The organism is Pseudomonas sp. FME51 (assembly GCF_014897305.1).
The window spans coordinates 60050-76928 of sequence record NZ_JABUYN010000007.1; the positions used below are offsets into that span (position 1 = coordinate 60050).

A 16879-nucleotide genomic window follows, 5' to 3' on the forward strand; every position below is an offset into this window, starting at 1 on the left:
TTTGAACCAGGCTTTGAAAGTATTCTGTTTCACTGTTTCGTTTCCTGTTATCCGGGACTCAGAGCGACGCATATTTCTTACGCAGGCGCTGACGGATCAATTCAGCCAAGGTGTTCATCACGAAGGTGAAGCTCAGCAGCACCAACGCAGCGAGGAACAGCACACGGTAGTGGGTACTGCCCACCTCGGATTCGGGCATTTCCACGGCAATATTCGCGGACAGGGTACGCATGCCCTCGAAGATGTTCATATCCATGATCGGCGTGTTGCCGGTGGCCATCAGCACAATCATGGTTTCACCGACCGCACGGCCCATGCCTATCATCACCGCGGAAAAAATCCCCGGGCTGGCGGTCAGGATCACCACCCGACTCATGGTCTGCCAGGGCGTGGCACCGAGCGCCAGGGAACCTTGCGTCAGGTGATTCGGCACGCTGAAGACGGCGTCCTCGGCGATCGAGTAGATCGTCGGGATAACCGCAAAGCCCATGGCGATGCCCACGACCAAGGCGTTGCGCTGATCAAAGTCGATACCCAGATCATTGGTCAGGAACACCCGCATATCGCCACCAAAGAACATGGCTTCAATATGGATGCTCATCGCGAAACTGAACCAGCCGATGACCAGCAACACCGGGATCAGCAGCATGGCCTCCCAGCCGTCTGGCACCATGAAGCGCACCTTCTCCGGCATCTTGCTCCAGCCAAAGGCAAAGGCAATAAAGGCAATCGGCGTCAACACCACCAGGCTAACAATCCCCGGGAGGTTGGTCTCCAGCAGCGGCGCCAGCCACAAGCCGGCCAGGAAGCCGAGGATCACCGTCGGCAAGGCTTCCATCAGTTCGATAACCGGCTTGACCTTGCGGCGCGCCGCTGGGGCCATGAAATAAGCGGTATAGACCGCCGCCGCGATGGCGATCGGTGTCGCCAGGATCATCGCGTAGAAGGCCGCCTTGAGGGTACCGAAGGTCAGCGGCGACAGGCTCAGCTTGGGCTCGAACTCGGTGGTGCCGGAAGTCGACTGCCAGACATAATCCGGCTCGGGATAGCTCTCATACCAGACCTTGCCCCACAGCGCCGACCAGGAGATTTCCGGGTGGTTGTTCTCCACTTTCCAGAAACTGATCTCGCCGTTGGCATGTTCGGCCAGCAGATCTGCAGCACGCGGCCCGATAGAGAAGGTACGTACCGGCTCGTCATCGAGCTTTTGCACCATCAGGTTCTGATGCCCAGTGGTGTTATAGAAGCCGATACGGCCCTGCTCATCGGTCGCCATGAACACCTTGCGGCGTTCCTCGCCCTGAATATTGTCAATCGCCTGGCCACGCTGCGCATCGAAGCTGCGAATGTGAGTCAGCTTGGCGGTGCCTTCACCGCGCACCATGAACCACTGGGCAAGGCCGCCTTCGCTGTCACCGATGATCAGCGAAATGCCGCCGAGCATCAGATTGGCCGAGGTCACCTGCTTGCCCGCGCCCTCGACTACCGGGTAACGGGCAAGTAGGTTGCCGTCCTGGCGCAGAGAGTAGACGTTGACGTACTGCCCGCCATTGAAAACGTACATCCATTGCAGCAGGGGATCGACCAGAATCTTCTGGATGTCGCCACTCACCGGCGTCAGCGGGATCTGCTGCTGGCTGATGCTGACCTCACCGGTCATCAAGTTCTCACGGGTGGAGATGCGCTGGTAAATCAGCTCTCGATCGACACTGGCAACCAGCGCCAGATCCTTGCCGCTGACCCGCATGGTTACCTGACCTAGCGCCCGACCCTTCTCATCCAGGGTGATCGGCTCTTCGCCGTAGGGAAACTCCAAACTCGGGGTGATCACGCGTTTATCATCCGGGTAACTGACCCGGTAATCGTGCCGGCCAATGATTACCTGGCCATTGCTCAGGCCCACCACGAACTGTCGGGAAGTGGGACTTTCCACATTGAAACTGGTGATGTCGACGCCGGCTGGGATCGACAGTTGCTGCTCGCTGATCAATTTTCCATCAGCGGTACTGAAGAACACCAGCTGGCCGACCTCGGACAGGCGCACGGCCACTTCGGCCTGCTCTTCCATGGCCAGCATCAGGGGTGGCGCGCTTTCAACCAGCCACTCGGGCTGATAACGGCTGCGCTCTTCCATCTCGGCACCACCGAACAACGGCAGCACCTCCGACAGGAGGTAAAGGAATATAAGCAGGATGGCGACAATCACACCCAGTCCACCGACCGCTACGTACCAGCGGGTAAAGTGATCCTTGAAGTGACGCATCTTGCGGTGGCGTTGCATCGCTTTGGTATCAAAGTCGACGCGGGTCTCTTTGGGTGATGATTGGATAGTCATGGGCGCACACCCTACAGGCTCTATATGACAGATTAATTACAGCAGTATTCAAGCAGGAAAAGGGGTGTGCCGTGCGGCACACCCCTTTAAGCTGAGCATCCTTGCCCGGCGTCTTCCTTATTACATACCCAGCTCTTCGTAGACCTTGTCCACGACACGCTTGGGCATCGGCACGTAGCCGTCCTTGAATACGACTTCCTGACCTTCCTTGGACAACATCAGCTTGACGAATTCACGCTCAAGCGGAGCCAGCTCCTTGTTTGGTGCCTTGTTCACGTACACGTACAGATAGCGGGCCAGCGGGTACTCACCGGAGAGGGCGTTTTCCGGAGTGGCATCGATGAACTCTTCGCCTTCAGCAGCGGCCAGGGGCACGGTGCGAACGCTGGAAGTGCGGTAGCCAATACCGGAGTAACCGATGGCGTTCAGCGACTGGCTGATGGACTGAACCACCGAAGCCGAACCAGGCTGTTCGTTTACGCCATTGCGGAAGTCACCCTTACACAGCGCGACTTCCTTGAAGTAACCATAGGTGCCGGAAACCGAGTTACGGCCATACAGCTGGATGTCGCGGTTGGCCCACTGACCATCCAGACCAGCCTTGCCCCAGGTATTGATGTCCTGATCATGGCCACACAGGCGAGTAGAGGAGAACACGGCGTCCAGCTGAGCCATGGTCAGACCCTTGATCGGGTTATCCTTGTGCGCAAACACCGCCAGGGCGTCGATCGCGACTGGAATCTCGACCGGCTTGTAACCGTACTTCTCTTCGAAGGCTTGCAGCTCGCTGTCCTTCATCTGACGGCTCATCGGCGCCATGCTCGAAGTACCTTCAGTCAGAGCTGGCGGCGCAGTGGAAGAACCAGCGGCCTGGATCTGCACGTTGACGTTAGGGTAGTGGCGCTTAAACTCTTCAGCCCACAGAGTCATCATGTTGGCCAGGGAGTCGGAGCCAACGCTGGACAGGTTGCCGGAAACTCCACCGACTTTCTCGTAGGCTGTCAGACCTGCATCAACATCAGCAAAGCTGTTGCCTGCAGCCATCCCGGCAACAGCAACAGTAACAGCGGCGCACAGTCGCTTCATATTCATGTCTTTCTCCTAGTGAGGTAGTGTTTGCAACACGCGACTCAGTATCGGGAGCCGATGTGACAACTCTATTCAGGGATTGTGACAATTGGATTAAAAAGGGCTATCAAAGTGCCGGCAATGTTTTTACCCAACTTCCCCTTGTTCTGTTCCCTTGTTCCAGCGCCGATTATTGCCACCTCCGCCATTGAGCCCCCCCTCGCAATCCCTTAAGATACGTGCGTTGAGCTTGTCAACAATCATCATTGTCATTTATTCAGGGGAAGGCGTTGCGCACGTCGCTGTTTTCGATTTCCCTCAGCTGACACAACAACTACAACATCGAGTAATCCATGCAAGACCTAGATCAAGATCCGGTGCCCAGGGGTGAACTGGCACTTAAAATCACCACCCTGCCCCGCGACTGCAACAGCTTCGGCGACATCTATGGTGGATGGCTCGTGGGCCAGATGGATATTGCCGGAACCAGCAGCGCCTCACGTATCGCCCGTGGCCGGGTCGCCACTGTGGCCATTGACCGTATGGGCTTCATGGTGCCGGTACCCGTCGGGGCACAACTGGCGTTTCACTGCCAGGTCAAGGACATCGGCCGCAGTTCGATTACCGTGCTGGTGGAAGTGTGGAGCGACGACTATACCCATGACGAAAGCCGCAAGGTGACCGAAGCGACCTTCGTTTTCGTGGCGATTGATGACCGCGGCCGCACACGGGTCATTCCCAGCTGAAGAAGCCGGCGAGCATTGCGCCCGCCGTTCCGTTTATCTGCCGCTTGCCTCAGTCTGCTGCCGTCGGATAATCAGGGTAGGAATGCTTGAGTACCGCATGGTTCAGCAACATCTGCGCCTTCAACTGCTGGCCATCGGCTGAGTAGATGCTGGTGCGTACCCAGTAGGATTCGGTACGACGACTCTCCGCCAACGCCACCACTTCCCGACGCAGCAGATACTCTTCACCCACCAGCAATGGCCCGTCAATCATGCGGATTTCCAGGTCAGCGAACAGCCCTACTACCGGCTGTTTGACCGGAAAATCAGCCTGTTTGCCAGTGTATTGCGCGAGCACACTGATCATCTCCAGGGGAATGACAGGCCGGCCCCAAGGTGAATCCTCCGCGGAAGAGTACCAGGGCGAATTCTCGGTAATGCGCTCCAGCTTCTGGCGCAGCGAGAAAGGATACAGCTCGCCCATATGCTGATCAGCATTCATGCGCGCCATCTCTTCCACCGCACCGGTCATGCCGACATGCAGGTCGGCGAGAATCACCAGTTTGTCTGCTGGCCTCAATTTAGCCATACGTTCATCCAGCAGGCTGGGTCCATCACCCAGGCTCGCACTGGCTTCCAGCACAGGCGTGCCATCGGCTTTCTCTGCCCAGCAGCGCAGCCGGGTGGCGCCGGGCGTGGGACGCTCGACAAAGGCGCGCACCTGCTCGCCCTCCACTACCATGTTCTGAAAATGCGCTGAGAAACAACCGCGCTCGAACCAGTCCTTACCCCAGATCTCTGCCAGCAGTGGGACGAACTGACTGAAATGGGTTGGACCTTCAATGGGACCCGCGCGGAAGCCCAGCTTTTCCGCCATGTCGTCATCATGTATGGATGTGTGACCACTGTATTGCTGGTCAGCCAGCATCTGTTTCGGTTCACGCAGCGGGCCGCACAGAGAAAGAGGTGTATCGAAGCTCATATGCTGTCCCCTCAACCGTTAAGCATGGCGCTGAGGCGCTCGCGAATGATGCCTTCGGCTTCACCCATGATCCGGTCGATCAATTGCTGCACCGTCGGCACGTCATGGATCAGACCAGCCACCATGCCGCAGGACCAGGCCCCCGCATCCATCTCACCGGTTTTCATGATACGCGGATAGACGCCGGCCACTTCCTCGACGATATCCTCGAACTTAATAGCCGCCCCCAGGCGTTTTTCCTTCTCCAACAGGCGCTCGACGGCAGCGTTGTTCATCACCCGCTCGGTATTACGCAGCGGGCGCATGACCAGCCGAGTGTCCAGCTCGCTGGCCGCAACGATGGCCTGCTTGACGTTCTCATGCACCGGCGCCTCTTGAGTCGCGATAAAGCGCGTCCCCATATTCATGCCGTCGGCACCCAGCGCCAGCGCAGCGGCCAGCGAACGCCCATCGGCCATACCGCCGGAAGCGACAAAGGGAATGGTCAGCTCTTCGGCAGCACGCGGCAACAAGATGAAGTTGGGAATGTCATCCTCACCGGGATGCCCGCCACATTCGAAGCCGTCCACGCTAACCGCATCGCAGCCAATGGCCTCGGCCTTGAGCGCATGGCGCACCGCGGTGCACTTGTGGATAACCTTGATGCCGTTTTCCTTGAGGATCGGCAGCCACTTCTGTGGATTGTTGCCGGCCGTTTCCACTACCTTCACGCCACCTTCGATGATGGCCTTGATGTAGCCGGGATAATCCGGCTGATTGACCGAGGGCAGAAAGGTCAGGTTCACACCGAACGCCTTGTCGGTCATCTCACGGCAGCGGCGAATCTCTGCGGCCAAGGCTTCGGGGTTTGGCTGGGTCAGCGCAGTAATCATGCCCAGTCCGCCGGCATTGGCCACGGCAGCGGCCAGCTCGGCATAGCCGACGTGATGCATGCCACCCTGAATGATGGGATGCTCGATACCGAAGAGTTCTGTGATTCTGGTTTTCATGGCGTACCTGCGAGTCGGGTTGGCAGCACGCAGCGGGCGTGCCTGTGACAATGACGACTGAGTGTAGGCGGGCTGACGTAGCTCGGGCAAACATGAGATTGAAGGGGTATTCAGGAGGTTTATGGATGGCTCAGTACCGGCCACCCGAACGAGTGGCCTGGTGTTTTGGTGTTACCTGTCCGAGGCTGAATCTTCCAACGCCTCGCCGCCTCTCTGGATATCCCTGCCTGCGCCTTCCATGGTGTTACAGCCGGCCATGAACAGAACCATCATTCCGAGCAATACTGATTTCAGTGTCAGACTCATAATTTGACTCCAGCATTATTATTGAGCACCAGTCACGCGCCGGGGGCAGCGTGGGTCAGGCTGAATGGAGCGCAGCCACAATTATGGACAGCGAAGGGGCGGAGCTGGTTCATATAGGGTTTGCTGGAGCTTGTCTCAATCGGCCACCATAGCGGAAAGCTGCTAACCTAAGCCGCTGCGCGTCAGATTAAAGAGAGCCCCGATGTCCCAGAATGCCGATCGCCCTAACATGGTCCTGACCGTGCTGTGTGGCACCCTCACGTCCCTGGTTGTAATCGGGTTCGCCCGCCTGGCCTACGGCATCATCCTGCCAACGATGCGCGCAGACCTTGGCTTATCCTACCAACAGGCCGGAATTCTCAGCACGGTTACCGCCCTGTGCTACGTCTGCTTTGTTCTGGCCGGCGGCCTGGCTGCCGCCCGCTGGGGCGCGAAGGCCTCCGTCATGTTCGGCATGCTCACGGTGTCGGCAGGGTTTCTCGGTCTGGCTATTGCCACCCACTTCTGGTTGGTGATGTTCCTGATGGGGCTGCTGGGGTTTGGTACCGCCTTTGCGTTCGCGCCCATGGTGGCGCTGCTGGCGACCTGGTTTCCCGAGCAGCGAGGGCTGGTCATCGGCTACATGTCCAGCGGTGTCGGTATCAGTGTCCTGGTGACCGGTATTCTCGTGCCCCTTCTGTTCGACGTGTTTGGCGATCAGGGCTGGCGGGTCAGTTGGGGCATGTTTGCCGCCGCCGCCCTGTTGGTCACCGTCATGATCGGTGTTTTTGTACGCAATCCACCCAAGGCCACAACCACCGCTGCCGGCCAGCTGCCGTCGGAGGTGAAGTGGCGGATCTACCGCCATCCCCGGGTACTGATCGTCGCCACCACCTACGGCATCATCGGCCTGGGTTATATCGTCCAGACGGTGTTCATGGTCAGCTTCATGGTCGAAAGCGGCCACAACGAAGCCGTTGCAGGACGGTTTATGGCGATGATGGGCCTGTTATCCATCGCCGGCGGCCCGCTCTGGGGATGGCTGTCTGACCGCTGGGGCCGGGGCAACGCACTGGCCATGTGCATGTTCCTGGTGCTCATAGCCGTGGCGTTACCCATCACCGGGCAGACTCTGCCCCATTTTTTCTTCCACTTCATGGTGATGGGTGCGTCGGTCAACGGCTTGTTTGCAATGATCCAGACCAGCGCCACGGACCAAGTGGCGCCCCGCTACATCCCCATCGCATTCAGCTTTGCGACCCTGTTCTTTGCATTCGGCCAATTCCTCGGGCCCGCCGTCGGTGGTTGGCTGATCGAAACCACCGGGGGGTTCCCTGCGGCTTTCAGCTTCACCTTTGTGGTGTTGTCGGTGGGGTTTGGTCTGACGCTGTTGATTCGGCGGTTTCCCAAGGAGTGGGCGGTGGGAGAGCCGAAGATGGAGGCAGCAGCTCAGTCTTCGGAAGCGTCGGAAGGGGCGAGGTGAGCACAGAGGACGCTGGGCGTCAGCTACCCGAGCGCCCGTCCTCCAAGCCTGGCCCAGAATTCTTCGGCAGAGGGGCTAAGTGGGGCCATAGGGCGCGTCAGGTGAATCTCCAGTGGGATATCCCAGCTATCATCGAGCGCTCTGACCAGTCGTCCATCTGCCACTTCCTGTTCGGTGAGACTCGCAGGTAACCACGCAACCCCCTTGCCCTCCAAAGCCATGGACATTAGCACCGCTGCCAGGTGGCTACTGAACCGTGGTTTCAGGTGAAGGTAATCCGCTTTGCCATGGAGCCGGTGAGCAACGATGCGGCCCAGCCCCGACTCATGGGTGTAAGCAAGGTAAGGCAAGGCCGCTGGTGATGTGCCGAAGTTGGCCGAAGCGCACGCCAGCGGCACCAGCACATCTTCACCCACCTTCTTGCTGGTGAACTGATCAGGGGCCAGTAATGGCGGAACATCGGGGTGGCGGTGGGAGAGCATGAACTGAATCTGGCCGTGTATCAGCATCTGCTCACACACAGCCATGCTGTCTGAATGAAGTTGTACCGCCTCGATTGGCGACCCGTTTTCGGCGTTCCTGAGCCAGCTGGGGAAAAATGTAAACGACAGGGAGTGGGTCGCTGCAAAGTTCAGTGTTTTGGCAGTCATGCCCGCTACTTCCTGGGCTTCAGTGCGCATCCGATACAAGTGTCTCGCCGCCTCCTGAGCACTTGGCAAAATCTGCCTTCCCGCTTCGGTCAGCGTCGCACCTTGATGAGTCCGGATGAACAGTTGTACCCCCATCCAATTTTCCAGGGAGCGCACCCTACGGCTGAATGCGGGCTGAGTAACGTGCCGTGCTTCAGCTGCACGAACAAAACTGCCGTACTCCGCCAGGGCTGATAAGTCTTCTAGCCATACGAGTTCCATAGGCCATGCCTCCTGTGCATAGGGTGGAGCATTAATAGCATTGGGCGGGCTTCATCGCAAAGAATAATGTTGGGCCATCTACCACAAGAGGAGCCCATCATGCGCATCGTCGACATCCGTGAAAAAACAGTTTCTATCGCCTCGCCCATTGCCAACGCCTATATCGACTTCTCCAAGATGACCTGTTCGGTTGTCGCTGTTGTCACCGATGTGATCCGCGATGGCAAACCTGTCATTGGTTACGGTTTCAACTCCAATGGTCGCTATGGTCAAGGCGCACTCATGCGCGATCGCTTCCTGGCGCGTATCGCGGAAGCTGATCCAGAAACGCTCATCGATCATGAGAACAACAACCTGGACCCGTTCGCTATCTGGAAAACCCTGATGACCAACGAAAAGCCTGGTGGGCATGGCGAGCGTTCGGTCGCCGTTGGCACCATCGACATGGCGGTCTGGGATGCCGTGGCCAAGATCGAAGGCAAACCCCTGTATCGCCTGTTGGCTGACCGTTACCGTAATGGCGTGGCCGATGACAAGGTCTGGGTCTACGCAGCGGGCGGCTACTACTACCCAGGCAAAGACCAATCCAAACTCAAGGCGGAAATGCAGAGCTATCTGGATCGTGGTTACGACGTCGTCAAAATGAAAATTGGTGCGGTGCCCCTGGATGAAGATATCCGTCGCATCGAAGCGGTACTTGAAGTGGTGGGTGACGGCCGTCGCCTCGCCGTCGATGCCAATGGCCGCTTCGACCTGCAGACAGGCATTGCCTACGCCGAAGCCATCAAAAAGTACAACCTGTTCTGGTACGAAGAGGTTGGCGATCCACTGGACTACGCGCTGCAGGCCGAACTGGCGAACCACTATGAACTGCCGATGGCTACCGGCGAGAACCTGTTCTCCCACCAGGATGCTCGCAACTTGCTGCGCCACGGTGGCATGCGCCCTGATCGCGACTACCTGCAGTTCGACTGCGCCTTGTCCTACGGCCTCGTGGAGTACATGCGCACCTTGAAGGTGATGGAAGAAATGGGTTGGTCGTCCCGTCGCGTAGTCCCCCACGGCGGTCACCAGATGTCCCTGAACATCGCAGCAGGTCTACACCTGGGGGGTAACGAGTCGTACCCGGACGTATTCCAGCCTTTCGGTGGCTTCGCTGACGGCATCCGCGTAGAAAACAGCTATGTCGGCTTGCCTGATATCCCCGGCGTCGGCTTCGAAGCCAAATCCGCTTTGTACGCAGTCATGCGTGAATTGGGCGAAGGCTGATCACCTTCTGGCTGTGGCCGAAGACGGACCGTCGCTAACGGCCATGGCTACCTGTTGACCGGCTGAAACCGGTCAAAAGCGGGCGTCTGAATCGTCAGCGTATCGTCCTCGGCTGAATTTCAGCTACGTGCTGCTCAAGTTATGCCATTGGCTTATGGGCTGGTATTCAAAAAGGTTGTTTGGCTCGACCATGCCTGGCCGTTCCGCTGCTACGCCGTAATATCACGCGTCGCGGTGACTCTCATAAGCCTGAGGCCTGGCCTTCGCTCTCGGCTGAATATGACTCACAAAACTCAACAATTCTGCGCGCCACCGAACCCCACTATGTAGATATAGTGGCAAGGTTCGTCTAGTCGGATAGGGCTTTCAACTGTTCTAAGGCCAGGCAGACACCGCCAGGAGTGGGTAATATCAGCGTGCGATTACAGCCCGCATCGACTTATAACAACATACCTAGAAGGCCTATTGTCCATGAGACCCATCACTGCCAGAGAGGGGGGAGCCCAAGGCCACTTGGCCGGCTACGGCTCCAAGGCGTACCGCAATTATGTGCTCTTCGCGCTGACATTCATTTACATCTTGAACTTCGTCGACCGCGCCCTGCTAGCAGTCGTCGGCCCCGATCTGGTACCGGACCTCGGGATTACAGACACCCAGTTCGGGCTTCTCACCGGCTTCGGTTTCGCCTTGCTCTACACAGCCGTGGGCATCCCGCTGGCGCGCTTTGCCGATGTCGCCAATCGCGTGTGGATCATGACCGTCTGCGTGGCCTTGTGGTCGCTGATGACAGCGCTTTGCGGCCTGGCGACGGAAGTCACCATCGGCTCGGTCACCATAGGCGCGTTCTGGATTCTGCTGATGTGTCGCGTCGGTGTGGGTATTGGCGAGGCCGGCTGTACGCCGCCGGCCAACTCCCTGATCGCGGACTATTTCATACCGCGAGAACGGTCCCAGGCCCTGGGCTTCTACGCCATGGGCGTAACGCTCGGCACCATGGTCGCCAACCTCGTCGGCGGCTGGGTTACCGACGTGTTCGATTGGCGCACCGCCTTCTTTGTCGTTGGTTTGCCGGGCTTGCTGGTCGCCCTGGTTTTAAAACTCACGGTCAAAGAGCCGCCGCGAGGCTATACCGATCCGCCGGAAGCCACAAAAAGGGAGCGAGCCAGCCTGGGCGAGGCTATCCACGAGCTGATGGGCAAGCCTGCTTTCTGGCTGATGACCGCCGGCGCCACCATTGCCGCGTTCTGCGGTTACGGTATCTCCTCGTTCCAGTCGCTCTTTCTGGTCCGCACCTATGAAATTACCGCCGGTCAGGCGGCGATCTGGATCAACACGCCGGTCGCCCTGTCCGCCGCCGTTGGCACCTTCGCCACCGGTTGGCTAGCAACCAGGATGTACAAGAAGCACCCCGGCGCCATCGCCTGGGTACCGGCGATAGGCCTGGCACTGTCGATTCCCTTCTATATCTTCGCCTTCACCACCGAGAATCTGCTCTACGCTGCAATCGGCCTGATCATCGGCGGCTTCGTGAAGTACGGCTACCTGGCCGCGCAATACACGATCGGCCAGGGCGTGGTAAGCATGCGTGTGCGCGCCATGGCCACGGCAGTGATGCTGCTGCTCGTCAACCTGTTTGGCTACGGCTTCGGCCCGCTGTTCATTGGCGCAATCTCCGACATCTTCTTCAATTCCGGCATCGCCGACCTCGGGGTTGCGGCTGGCGAACTGGCGCGCAATCAGTGTCACCCCGCCGTCATCGGTCAACTGGCCGAGAACCTGCAGGACGTCTGCGGACAGGTCTACGCGCAAAGCCTGCAAACCTCCATGGTCATCATGGCCTGCCTGTACGGTGTCAGCGCTCTGTGCTTTCTGTTGACCTGGACCCGATTGGGCAAGGATATGGTGGACAGAGAGGTGAAAAAACCGGTCACGCCATAAATGACTACCCAGAGGGCGCATTGCGCCCTCTCTCATTTGCGCCTAAAGAATTAACTGGCCTCCTGCGCTGGTGAACAGAACCTGTGAGTAAATTTCCAGGCTTCATATGAGAACGATTATCGTTACTGCGTTTTTTGCTTTATACTCCCGTTCGCAACATCACTTACACATTTACTTACAATGCATGCTCGCAGAGAGCGTGGCATTACTGGATCCAACGGAAAAGGTATTGAGCATGGCTGACAATAAGACTCGGCTGATTCCCGCCCGCACGCCTTGGCAACGAACAACCGGTGCGGTCCTGTTTTGCGCACCGCTGGCTGCTGTGCCCCTGAGCAGCTTCGCACAGGAGACCACCGCGAGTGACGAGTCATTTCGTCTCGCGCCCATTATCGTCAACGCCAAGGTGGCGGCTGATGATGATGCCAATTCGGTGGTTGCCAAGGAGCTATGGGTAGGCGGCAAGATCGCAACCAGTCTCCTCGATACCCCGGCCTCGGTTTCGGTCATTACCCAGAAAGAAATAGAGCAGCGCAGCGCCAGCACCACCGAAGAGGTGCTGCAGTACACGCCTGGCGTGATCACCGATTATTACGGTACTGACGATCGCAACGACTACTTCCAGATTCGCGGTTTCCAGGCCACCACCTACCGGGACGGCCTGACCCTGGGTTCGATGCGCGGCGTACGCGAGGAGCCCTTTGCCTATGAGCGCATTGAAGTGCTGCGTGGAGCCAACTCCACCCTGTTTGGTCCGGCAGACCCAGGCGGCTCGGTCAATTTTGTCAGCAAGCAGCCGCGTTTCGAGCGCATTGGTCAGGGATACGTCACTTACGGCTCCTTTGACCATAAAGAAGCGGGCGTGGACGTGGGCGATGCGCTGAACGGCAGTGACACGCTGGCCTATCGTTTCATCGGCAAGATGCAGGACGGCGAGCGGGAATACGATCACTCTCAGGATGACAACGGGTTCGTCATGGGCGGCCTGACCTGGGAGCCGACCGCCTTCACCTCGGCCACGCTGATAGTGGATCATCTGCGCCGGGATAGCACGCCCAACAGCGGCGGGTACCCGAAGGACCGGGAATATGATCGCGACACTTTCTTCGGTGAACCGAGTTACAACTTCCACGATGTCGAGCGCACCAATATCAGCGGCAGCTTCAGCCATGATTTCGACAACGGTTTCACGTTGCGCAGCAACCTGCGTCACAGCGACCTGAGTGATGAGTACGGCTATGTCTATATCAATGACGTTGCTGGGCGCACCGGTCCGTTGGTTGATCGCGGCTACCTGGGTTCTGATGATAAAGCCGAGCAGCTCAATGGCAACCTGATGCTGCAGTACGATGCGCGCTTGGAGAATATCGATAGCAGCACCATTGTGGGGGTGGAATACCTCGATGCGTCTTCCGAAAATGTGTCGGTGTATGGCTCTGCCGATCCCATAGACGTTACCCGTCCGGTATACCGAGGCGTTTCGCCCGCCATCGTCTACCAGGACAAGGACCAGGACAGCACCATCAAGTCCCTGTTCCTGCAGCAGAACCTGTCGTTCTACGAGCGTGTCATTCTCACGCTTGGCATGCGCCATGATTCCATGGACATTTCCGAAACCGACCACCTTTCCGGGATCCGGTCTTCGGACCGCTTCTCGGAAAACTCTTTCCGCGGCGCGCTGACCTATATCGTCAATGACGAAGTATCTGCCTATGTCAGCATGGTCGAGTCCGTTTCTCCACCTGAGGTCGGCGTCACCCCGGAGCGGGGCAGTCAGTATGAGCTGGGTGTGAAGTATTCCCCGGTGGCGATAAATGCGCTGTTCTCGGCCGCCGTCTACGAGCTGACCCAGGATGACGTCGCCATCGCCGTCGTGCAGCCGAATGGTGCCATTGAACAGCAGACGGTGGGCGAGCAGCGGGTACGTGGTCTGGATCTTGAGGCCAAGGCCGAGATGACCGAGAACCTGAGTCTGATCGGCGGCTACTCCTATATGGACACCGAAGTGCTCCGCGGGGCACTGAATGTATGGGGCGCAGGGGTTGCAGGGGTTGTATCAATCGAGGGCAACGAATTCGTCTCCGCACCCAAGCACTCGGCTTCGCTATGGAGTTATTACAGTGTGCCGGGCACGAATGTCAGTGTCGGCCTGGGCGCCCGTTATGTAGGTAGCTACCACTTCAGCAACTTCAACGATACCGGCGAGAGCGAAGCGGCGACCTTGTTTGATGCTGCCTTCAATTACCAGATTGCGCCGGGCACGGATCTGGCGGTCAATGTCAGCAATCTGTTGGATGAACAGCATGTTGTGGGGTCCGGTACTGCGGATTACTACAATCCAGGCCGAGAAATCACCGCCAAGCTGAGTTACAGCTGGTGAGCCTGTCGACCATGTCTCCGGCTGCGGTGGTGTCCCGAATTCTGGCCGCGATCTTTGGCTGCTACGCCTTCGTCTGGGGAGTAGTTGCACTGGGTGTGGCAGCACTGAATGGGGTTGGAGTCGAGTACCATGCCGCCGAACAGGCGATGATGATATTGGCCTTTATCCTGTACATGGTGCTGTTTCTCTGGACCTTTGCCGCAGCCAGTCTGTGGCGGGTCTGGCTGGTACTGGCGCCCGGCGGCGTCCTGATGCTGGCTGCCGCCTGGCAGCTGCAGCGCATGATCGTTGGATAGGAGCAGAACGATGCTGAACAACTTCCGCCAATCCATGGCCTGGGTACACACCTGGTTCGGTCTGGTGCTGGGATTCGTGCTGATGGTCGTCTTCTTTTTCGGTGCGCTGTCGGTATTCGATCGCGAGATCGATCGCTGGGCGATTCCCGATACGCGCTTCGAGCCGCAGCCCATGCCGTCCTACGACAACCTGCTGAAACAGGTATTTATCGATCTCAAACCGCATCCGATGGATATGGCGGCCACCGCCGGGCGGGTAACCGGCGACCTGCCGGCACCGGAGACCATGTCCATGGTCTCGCTCTATGCCTACACCACCCACCGTGACCCGGTGCTGAGCATTGGTGGCGAATTTGGTATCCCCAACCAGCCGAAAAACCCAGCGGATGATCATCTGCACGTGCATGGCTGGGCGACCATCGACCCCCGCAGCGGTGAGATGCTCCCCGATGACCAGCTGAAGATCGGTAGCAACTGGTTCTATCCGATGCACTACAGCCTGCAGCTGCACTGGAAGAATCTGGGCATCTTTGTGGTGGGGCTGGCCGCGCTGGTGATGCTGGTCGCACTGGTCACCGGGGTGATCATGCACCGCAAGATCTTCAAGGAGTTTTTCACCTTCCGTCCGCGCAAGCGGACCCAGCGCAGCGCGCTGGACCTGCATAACATGAGCGGCGTGGTGGCGTTGCCGTTCCACTTCTTTTTTGCCTTCACCGGGTTGGTGATCTTTGCGTCGATTTATTACTTCCCGGTCTCCGGCACCTTGCTCAAACCGCTGCATGATCGGCATGAGGTGGTCGAGGCGGCGCATACCGGCTTGCCCCATGATGAGGCCGGTGTGCCGGCGCAGATAGCCTCCGTCGATGCCATGGTGGCCGAGGCCAAGCGCATCTGGGCTGAGCGCGACATGCCGGGAGAGGTTGGCCTGCTGACTATCGAGCATCTGAATGACGCTAACGGCTACGTCAGCATCTACCGCGCCGGCAGTGATCGTGTGGCGCTGGTCGGGGAAGGCATTCACTTCAAGGCCAGTACCGGCGAGCTGCTGCGCGAAGACCCCGCGAGTGATCCGATTGGCGCCGTCAATCAGTTCCTGACCGGCTTGCACCTGCAGCACTTTGAACACTGGGCCCTGCGCTGGCTGTACGTGGCGGGCGGTTTACTGGGCTGTATGTGCATCGCCACCGGCTTTGTGTTCTTTATCGAGAAGCGCAAGCAGGAACACGCCCGACGCGGGCTGCGGGGCTGTCGGTTGGTTGACGCCATGGCAGTCACCACGGTTACCGGCATGCTGCTGGCAGCGGTTGCCATGCTGGCGGCCAACCGGCTGCTGCCTGAGGCCATGCCCAGCCGTGGCGAATGGGAAAAGTGGGCATTCTGGGGTGCCTGGCTGCTGAGTCTGCTGCATGCACTGTGGCGTAGTGCGCCAGTGGCCCAGGCGCGGCACAACCCGGCCTGGCGCGAGCAATGCTGGGCCGTGGCGCTGCTCTGCGGCGCTGCGGTGCTGCTCAACTGGATCAGCACGGGTGACCACTTGCTCAAGACTATGTTGCTTGACCCCTACTGGGCCGTGGCCGGCGTCGATCTGAGCCTGTTGGCCTGTGCGCTGGTAGCGCTACTAACTGCCCGCCGTCTGGCAAGGCCCGTTGAGGTCACGGACAGCACCCGCATCGATGGGGTGGCCTATGAGTAACGCAGGTCTTTGGTTGCTGGCGGCGGCCATCAGCATGGGCCTGGCGACCAGCTGGTTGGCACTGTCCCTGCCGGTGCACTGGCGCCAAGTGTTCAGCGCCGACGAGGTCGCCCCGGGCTACCTGCGCACCCTGGGCTGGCTGGCGCTGTCGGTATCGGTGCTGTGCTGCTTCAAGGCCGACCATTCGTCCATGGCGGTCCTGGTCTGGTTCACCCTGTTGCCGGTTGCCGCCGTAGCAACAGCCATGGCGCTGAGCTACCGACCGGCGCTGCTGCGCACGGTCTGTCCGGTATTTCTGCGCGCTCGATAAGAGCGCGCAGCTTACTGTGTGGCGAGTGCATGACGTGATTAGGACGTCCTGACTTCCTTCGCGAAGCGAATGGCCTATATGCAGATTACGAAGCCGCTAACAATGTGTCCATGGACTGCTTTTGGCCGACTTCTGCCTGTAGCCAAGGACCGCATCCGGCCAAGAGCAGACGGTCATCCCCGATCTGATAGGCAGCTGTGTAGGCTATTGGGTGA

Annotated in this window: 14 protein-coding genes; 8 read left to right on the forward strand and 6 right to left on the reverse strand. The window is 58.7% G+C overall.

Annotated features, from left to right (window positions below; all coding sequences use genetic code 11):
* Nucleotides 1–58: 58 nt before the first annotated feature.
* Both INT39_RS13445 and INT39_RS13450 read right to left on the reverse strand, forming a co-directional pair.
* Nucleotides 59–2359: an ABC transporter permease subunit gene (locus INT39_RS13445; RefSeq protein WP_413468928.1), complete on the reverse strand. Its 2301-nt coding sequence runs from the start codon at nt 2357–2359 to the stop codon at nt 59–61.
* A 96-nt stretch (nt 2360–2455) separates the two neighbouring features.
* Nucleotides 2456–3427 (reverse strand): PstS family phosphate ABC transporter substrate-binding protein, encoded by a 972-nt coding sequence (locus tag INT39_RS13450; RefSeq protein WP_193074482.1) that lies wholly within the window; start codon nt 3425–3427, stop codon nt 2456–2458.
* Between the two features lie 329 nt (nt 3428–3756).
* Between INT39_RS13450 and INT39_RS13455 the strand changes: the two genes are divergently transcribed.
* Nucleotides 3757–4149, forward strand: a complete 393-nt coding sequence (locus INT39_RS13455; protein ID WP_193074484.1) for an acyl-CoA thioesterase — start codon at nt 3757–3759, stop codon at nt 4147–4149.
* A 49-nt stretch (nt 4150–4198) separates the two neighbouring features.
* Here the strand turns inward: INT39_RS13455 and INT39_RS13460 are convergent, their stop codons facing one another.
* The 3 genes from INT39_RS13460 to INT39_RS13470 all read right to left on the reverse strand — a co-directional run bounded on the left by INT39_RS13460 (nt 4199) and on the right by INT39_RS13470 (nt 6405).
* The gene (locus tag INT39_RS13460; protein ID WP_193074486.1) at nt 4199–5110 is read right to left on the reverse strand and encodes a hypothetical protein; all 912 of its coding nucleotides are present in this window, start codon (nt 5108–5110) and stop codon (nt 4199–4201) included.
* Nucleotides 5111–5121: 11 nt separating this feature from the next.
* Nucleotides 5122–6099 (reverse strand): NAD(P)H-dependent flavin oxidoreductase, encoded by a 978-nt coding sequence (locus INT39_RS13465; protein ID WP_193074488.1) that lies wholly within the window; start codon nt 6097–6099, stop codon nt 5122–5124.
* A gap of 171 nt (nt 6100–6270) precedes the next feature.
* The gene (locus INT39_RS13470; protein ID WP_051611213.1) at nt 6271–6405 is read right to left on the reverse strand and encodes an entericidin A/B family lipoprotein; all 135 of its coding nucleotides are present in this window, start codon (nt 6403–6405) and stop codon (nt 6271–6273) included.
* A gap of 202 nt (nt 6406–6607) precedes the next feature.
* Between INT39_RS13470 and INT39_RS13475 the strand changes: the two genes are divergently transcribed.
* On the forward strand, nt 6608–7867 hold the full coding sequence (locus tag INT39_RS13475) for an MFS transporter (RefSeq protein ID WP_193074490.1): 1260 nt from the start codon (nt 6608–6610) through the stop codon (nt 7865–7867).
* A 23-nt stretch (nt 7868–7890) separates the two neighbouring features.
* On the opposite strand, the gene INT39_RS13480 is transcribed toward INT39_RS13475, so the two are convergent.
* Nucleotides 7891–8778 (reverse strand): LysR family transcriptional regulator, encoded by an 888-nt coding sequence (locus INT39_RS13480; protein WP_193074492.1) that lies wholly within the window; start codon nt 8776–8778, stop codon nt 7891–7893.
* A 99-nt stretch (nt 8779–8877) separates the two neighbouring features.
* On the opposite strand from INT39_RS13480, the gene INT39_RS13485 reads away from it, so the two are divergent.
* The 6 genes from INT39_RS13485 to INT39_RS13510 all read left to right on the forward strand — a co-directional run bounded on the left by INT39_RS13485 (nt 8878) and on the right by INT39_RS13510 (nt 16664).
* Nucleotides 8878–10047 (forward strand): mandelate racemase/muconate lactonizing enzyme family protein, encoded by a 1170-nt coding sequence (locus INT39_RS13485; RefSeq protein ID WP_193074495.1) that lies wholly within the window; start codon nt 8878–8880, stop codon nt 10045–10047.
* Between the two features lie 471 nt (nt 10048–10518).
* Nucleotides 10519–11985: a spinster family MFS transporter gene (locus INT39_RS13490; RefSeq protein WP_193074497.1), complete on the forward strand. Its 1467-nt coding sequence runs from the start codon at nt 10519–10521 to the stop codon at nt 11983–11985.
* 235 nt (nt 11986–12220) lie between these two features.
* On the forward strand, nt 12221–14365 hold the full coding sequence (locus INT39_RS13495) for a TonB-dependent siderophore receptor (protein WP_193074499.1): 2145 nt from the start codon (nt 12221–12223) through the stop codon (nt 14363–14365).
* On the forward strand, nt 14362–14661 hold the full coding sequence (locus tag INT39_RS13500) for a DUF3649 domain-containing protein (protein ID WP_226944782.1): 300 nt from the start codon (nt 14362–14364) through the stop codon (nt 14659–14661). The genes INT39_RS13495 and INT39_RS13500 overlap by 4 nt, the downstream gene beginning before the upstream one ends.
* 10 nt (nt 14662–14671) lie before the next feature.
* Nucleotides 14672–16354, forward strand: coding sequence for a PepSY-associated TM helix domain-containing protein (locus tag INT39_RS13505; protein ID WP_193074501.1), 1683 nt, complete (start codon nt 14672–14674; stop codon nt 16352–16354).
* Nucleotides 16347–16664 (forward strand): DUF3325 family protein, encoded by a 318-nt coding sequence (locus tag INT39_RS13510; protein WP_226944783.1) that lies wholly within the window; start codon nt 16347–16349, stop codon nt 16662–16664. Before INT39_RS13505 ends, INT39_RS13510 begins: the two co-directional genes overlap by 8 nt.
* Nucleotides 16665–16879 lie beyond the last annotated feature (215 nt).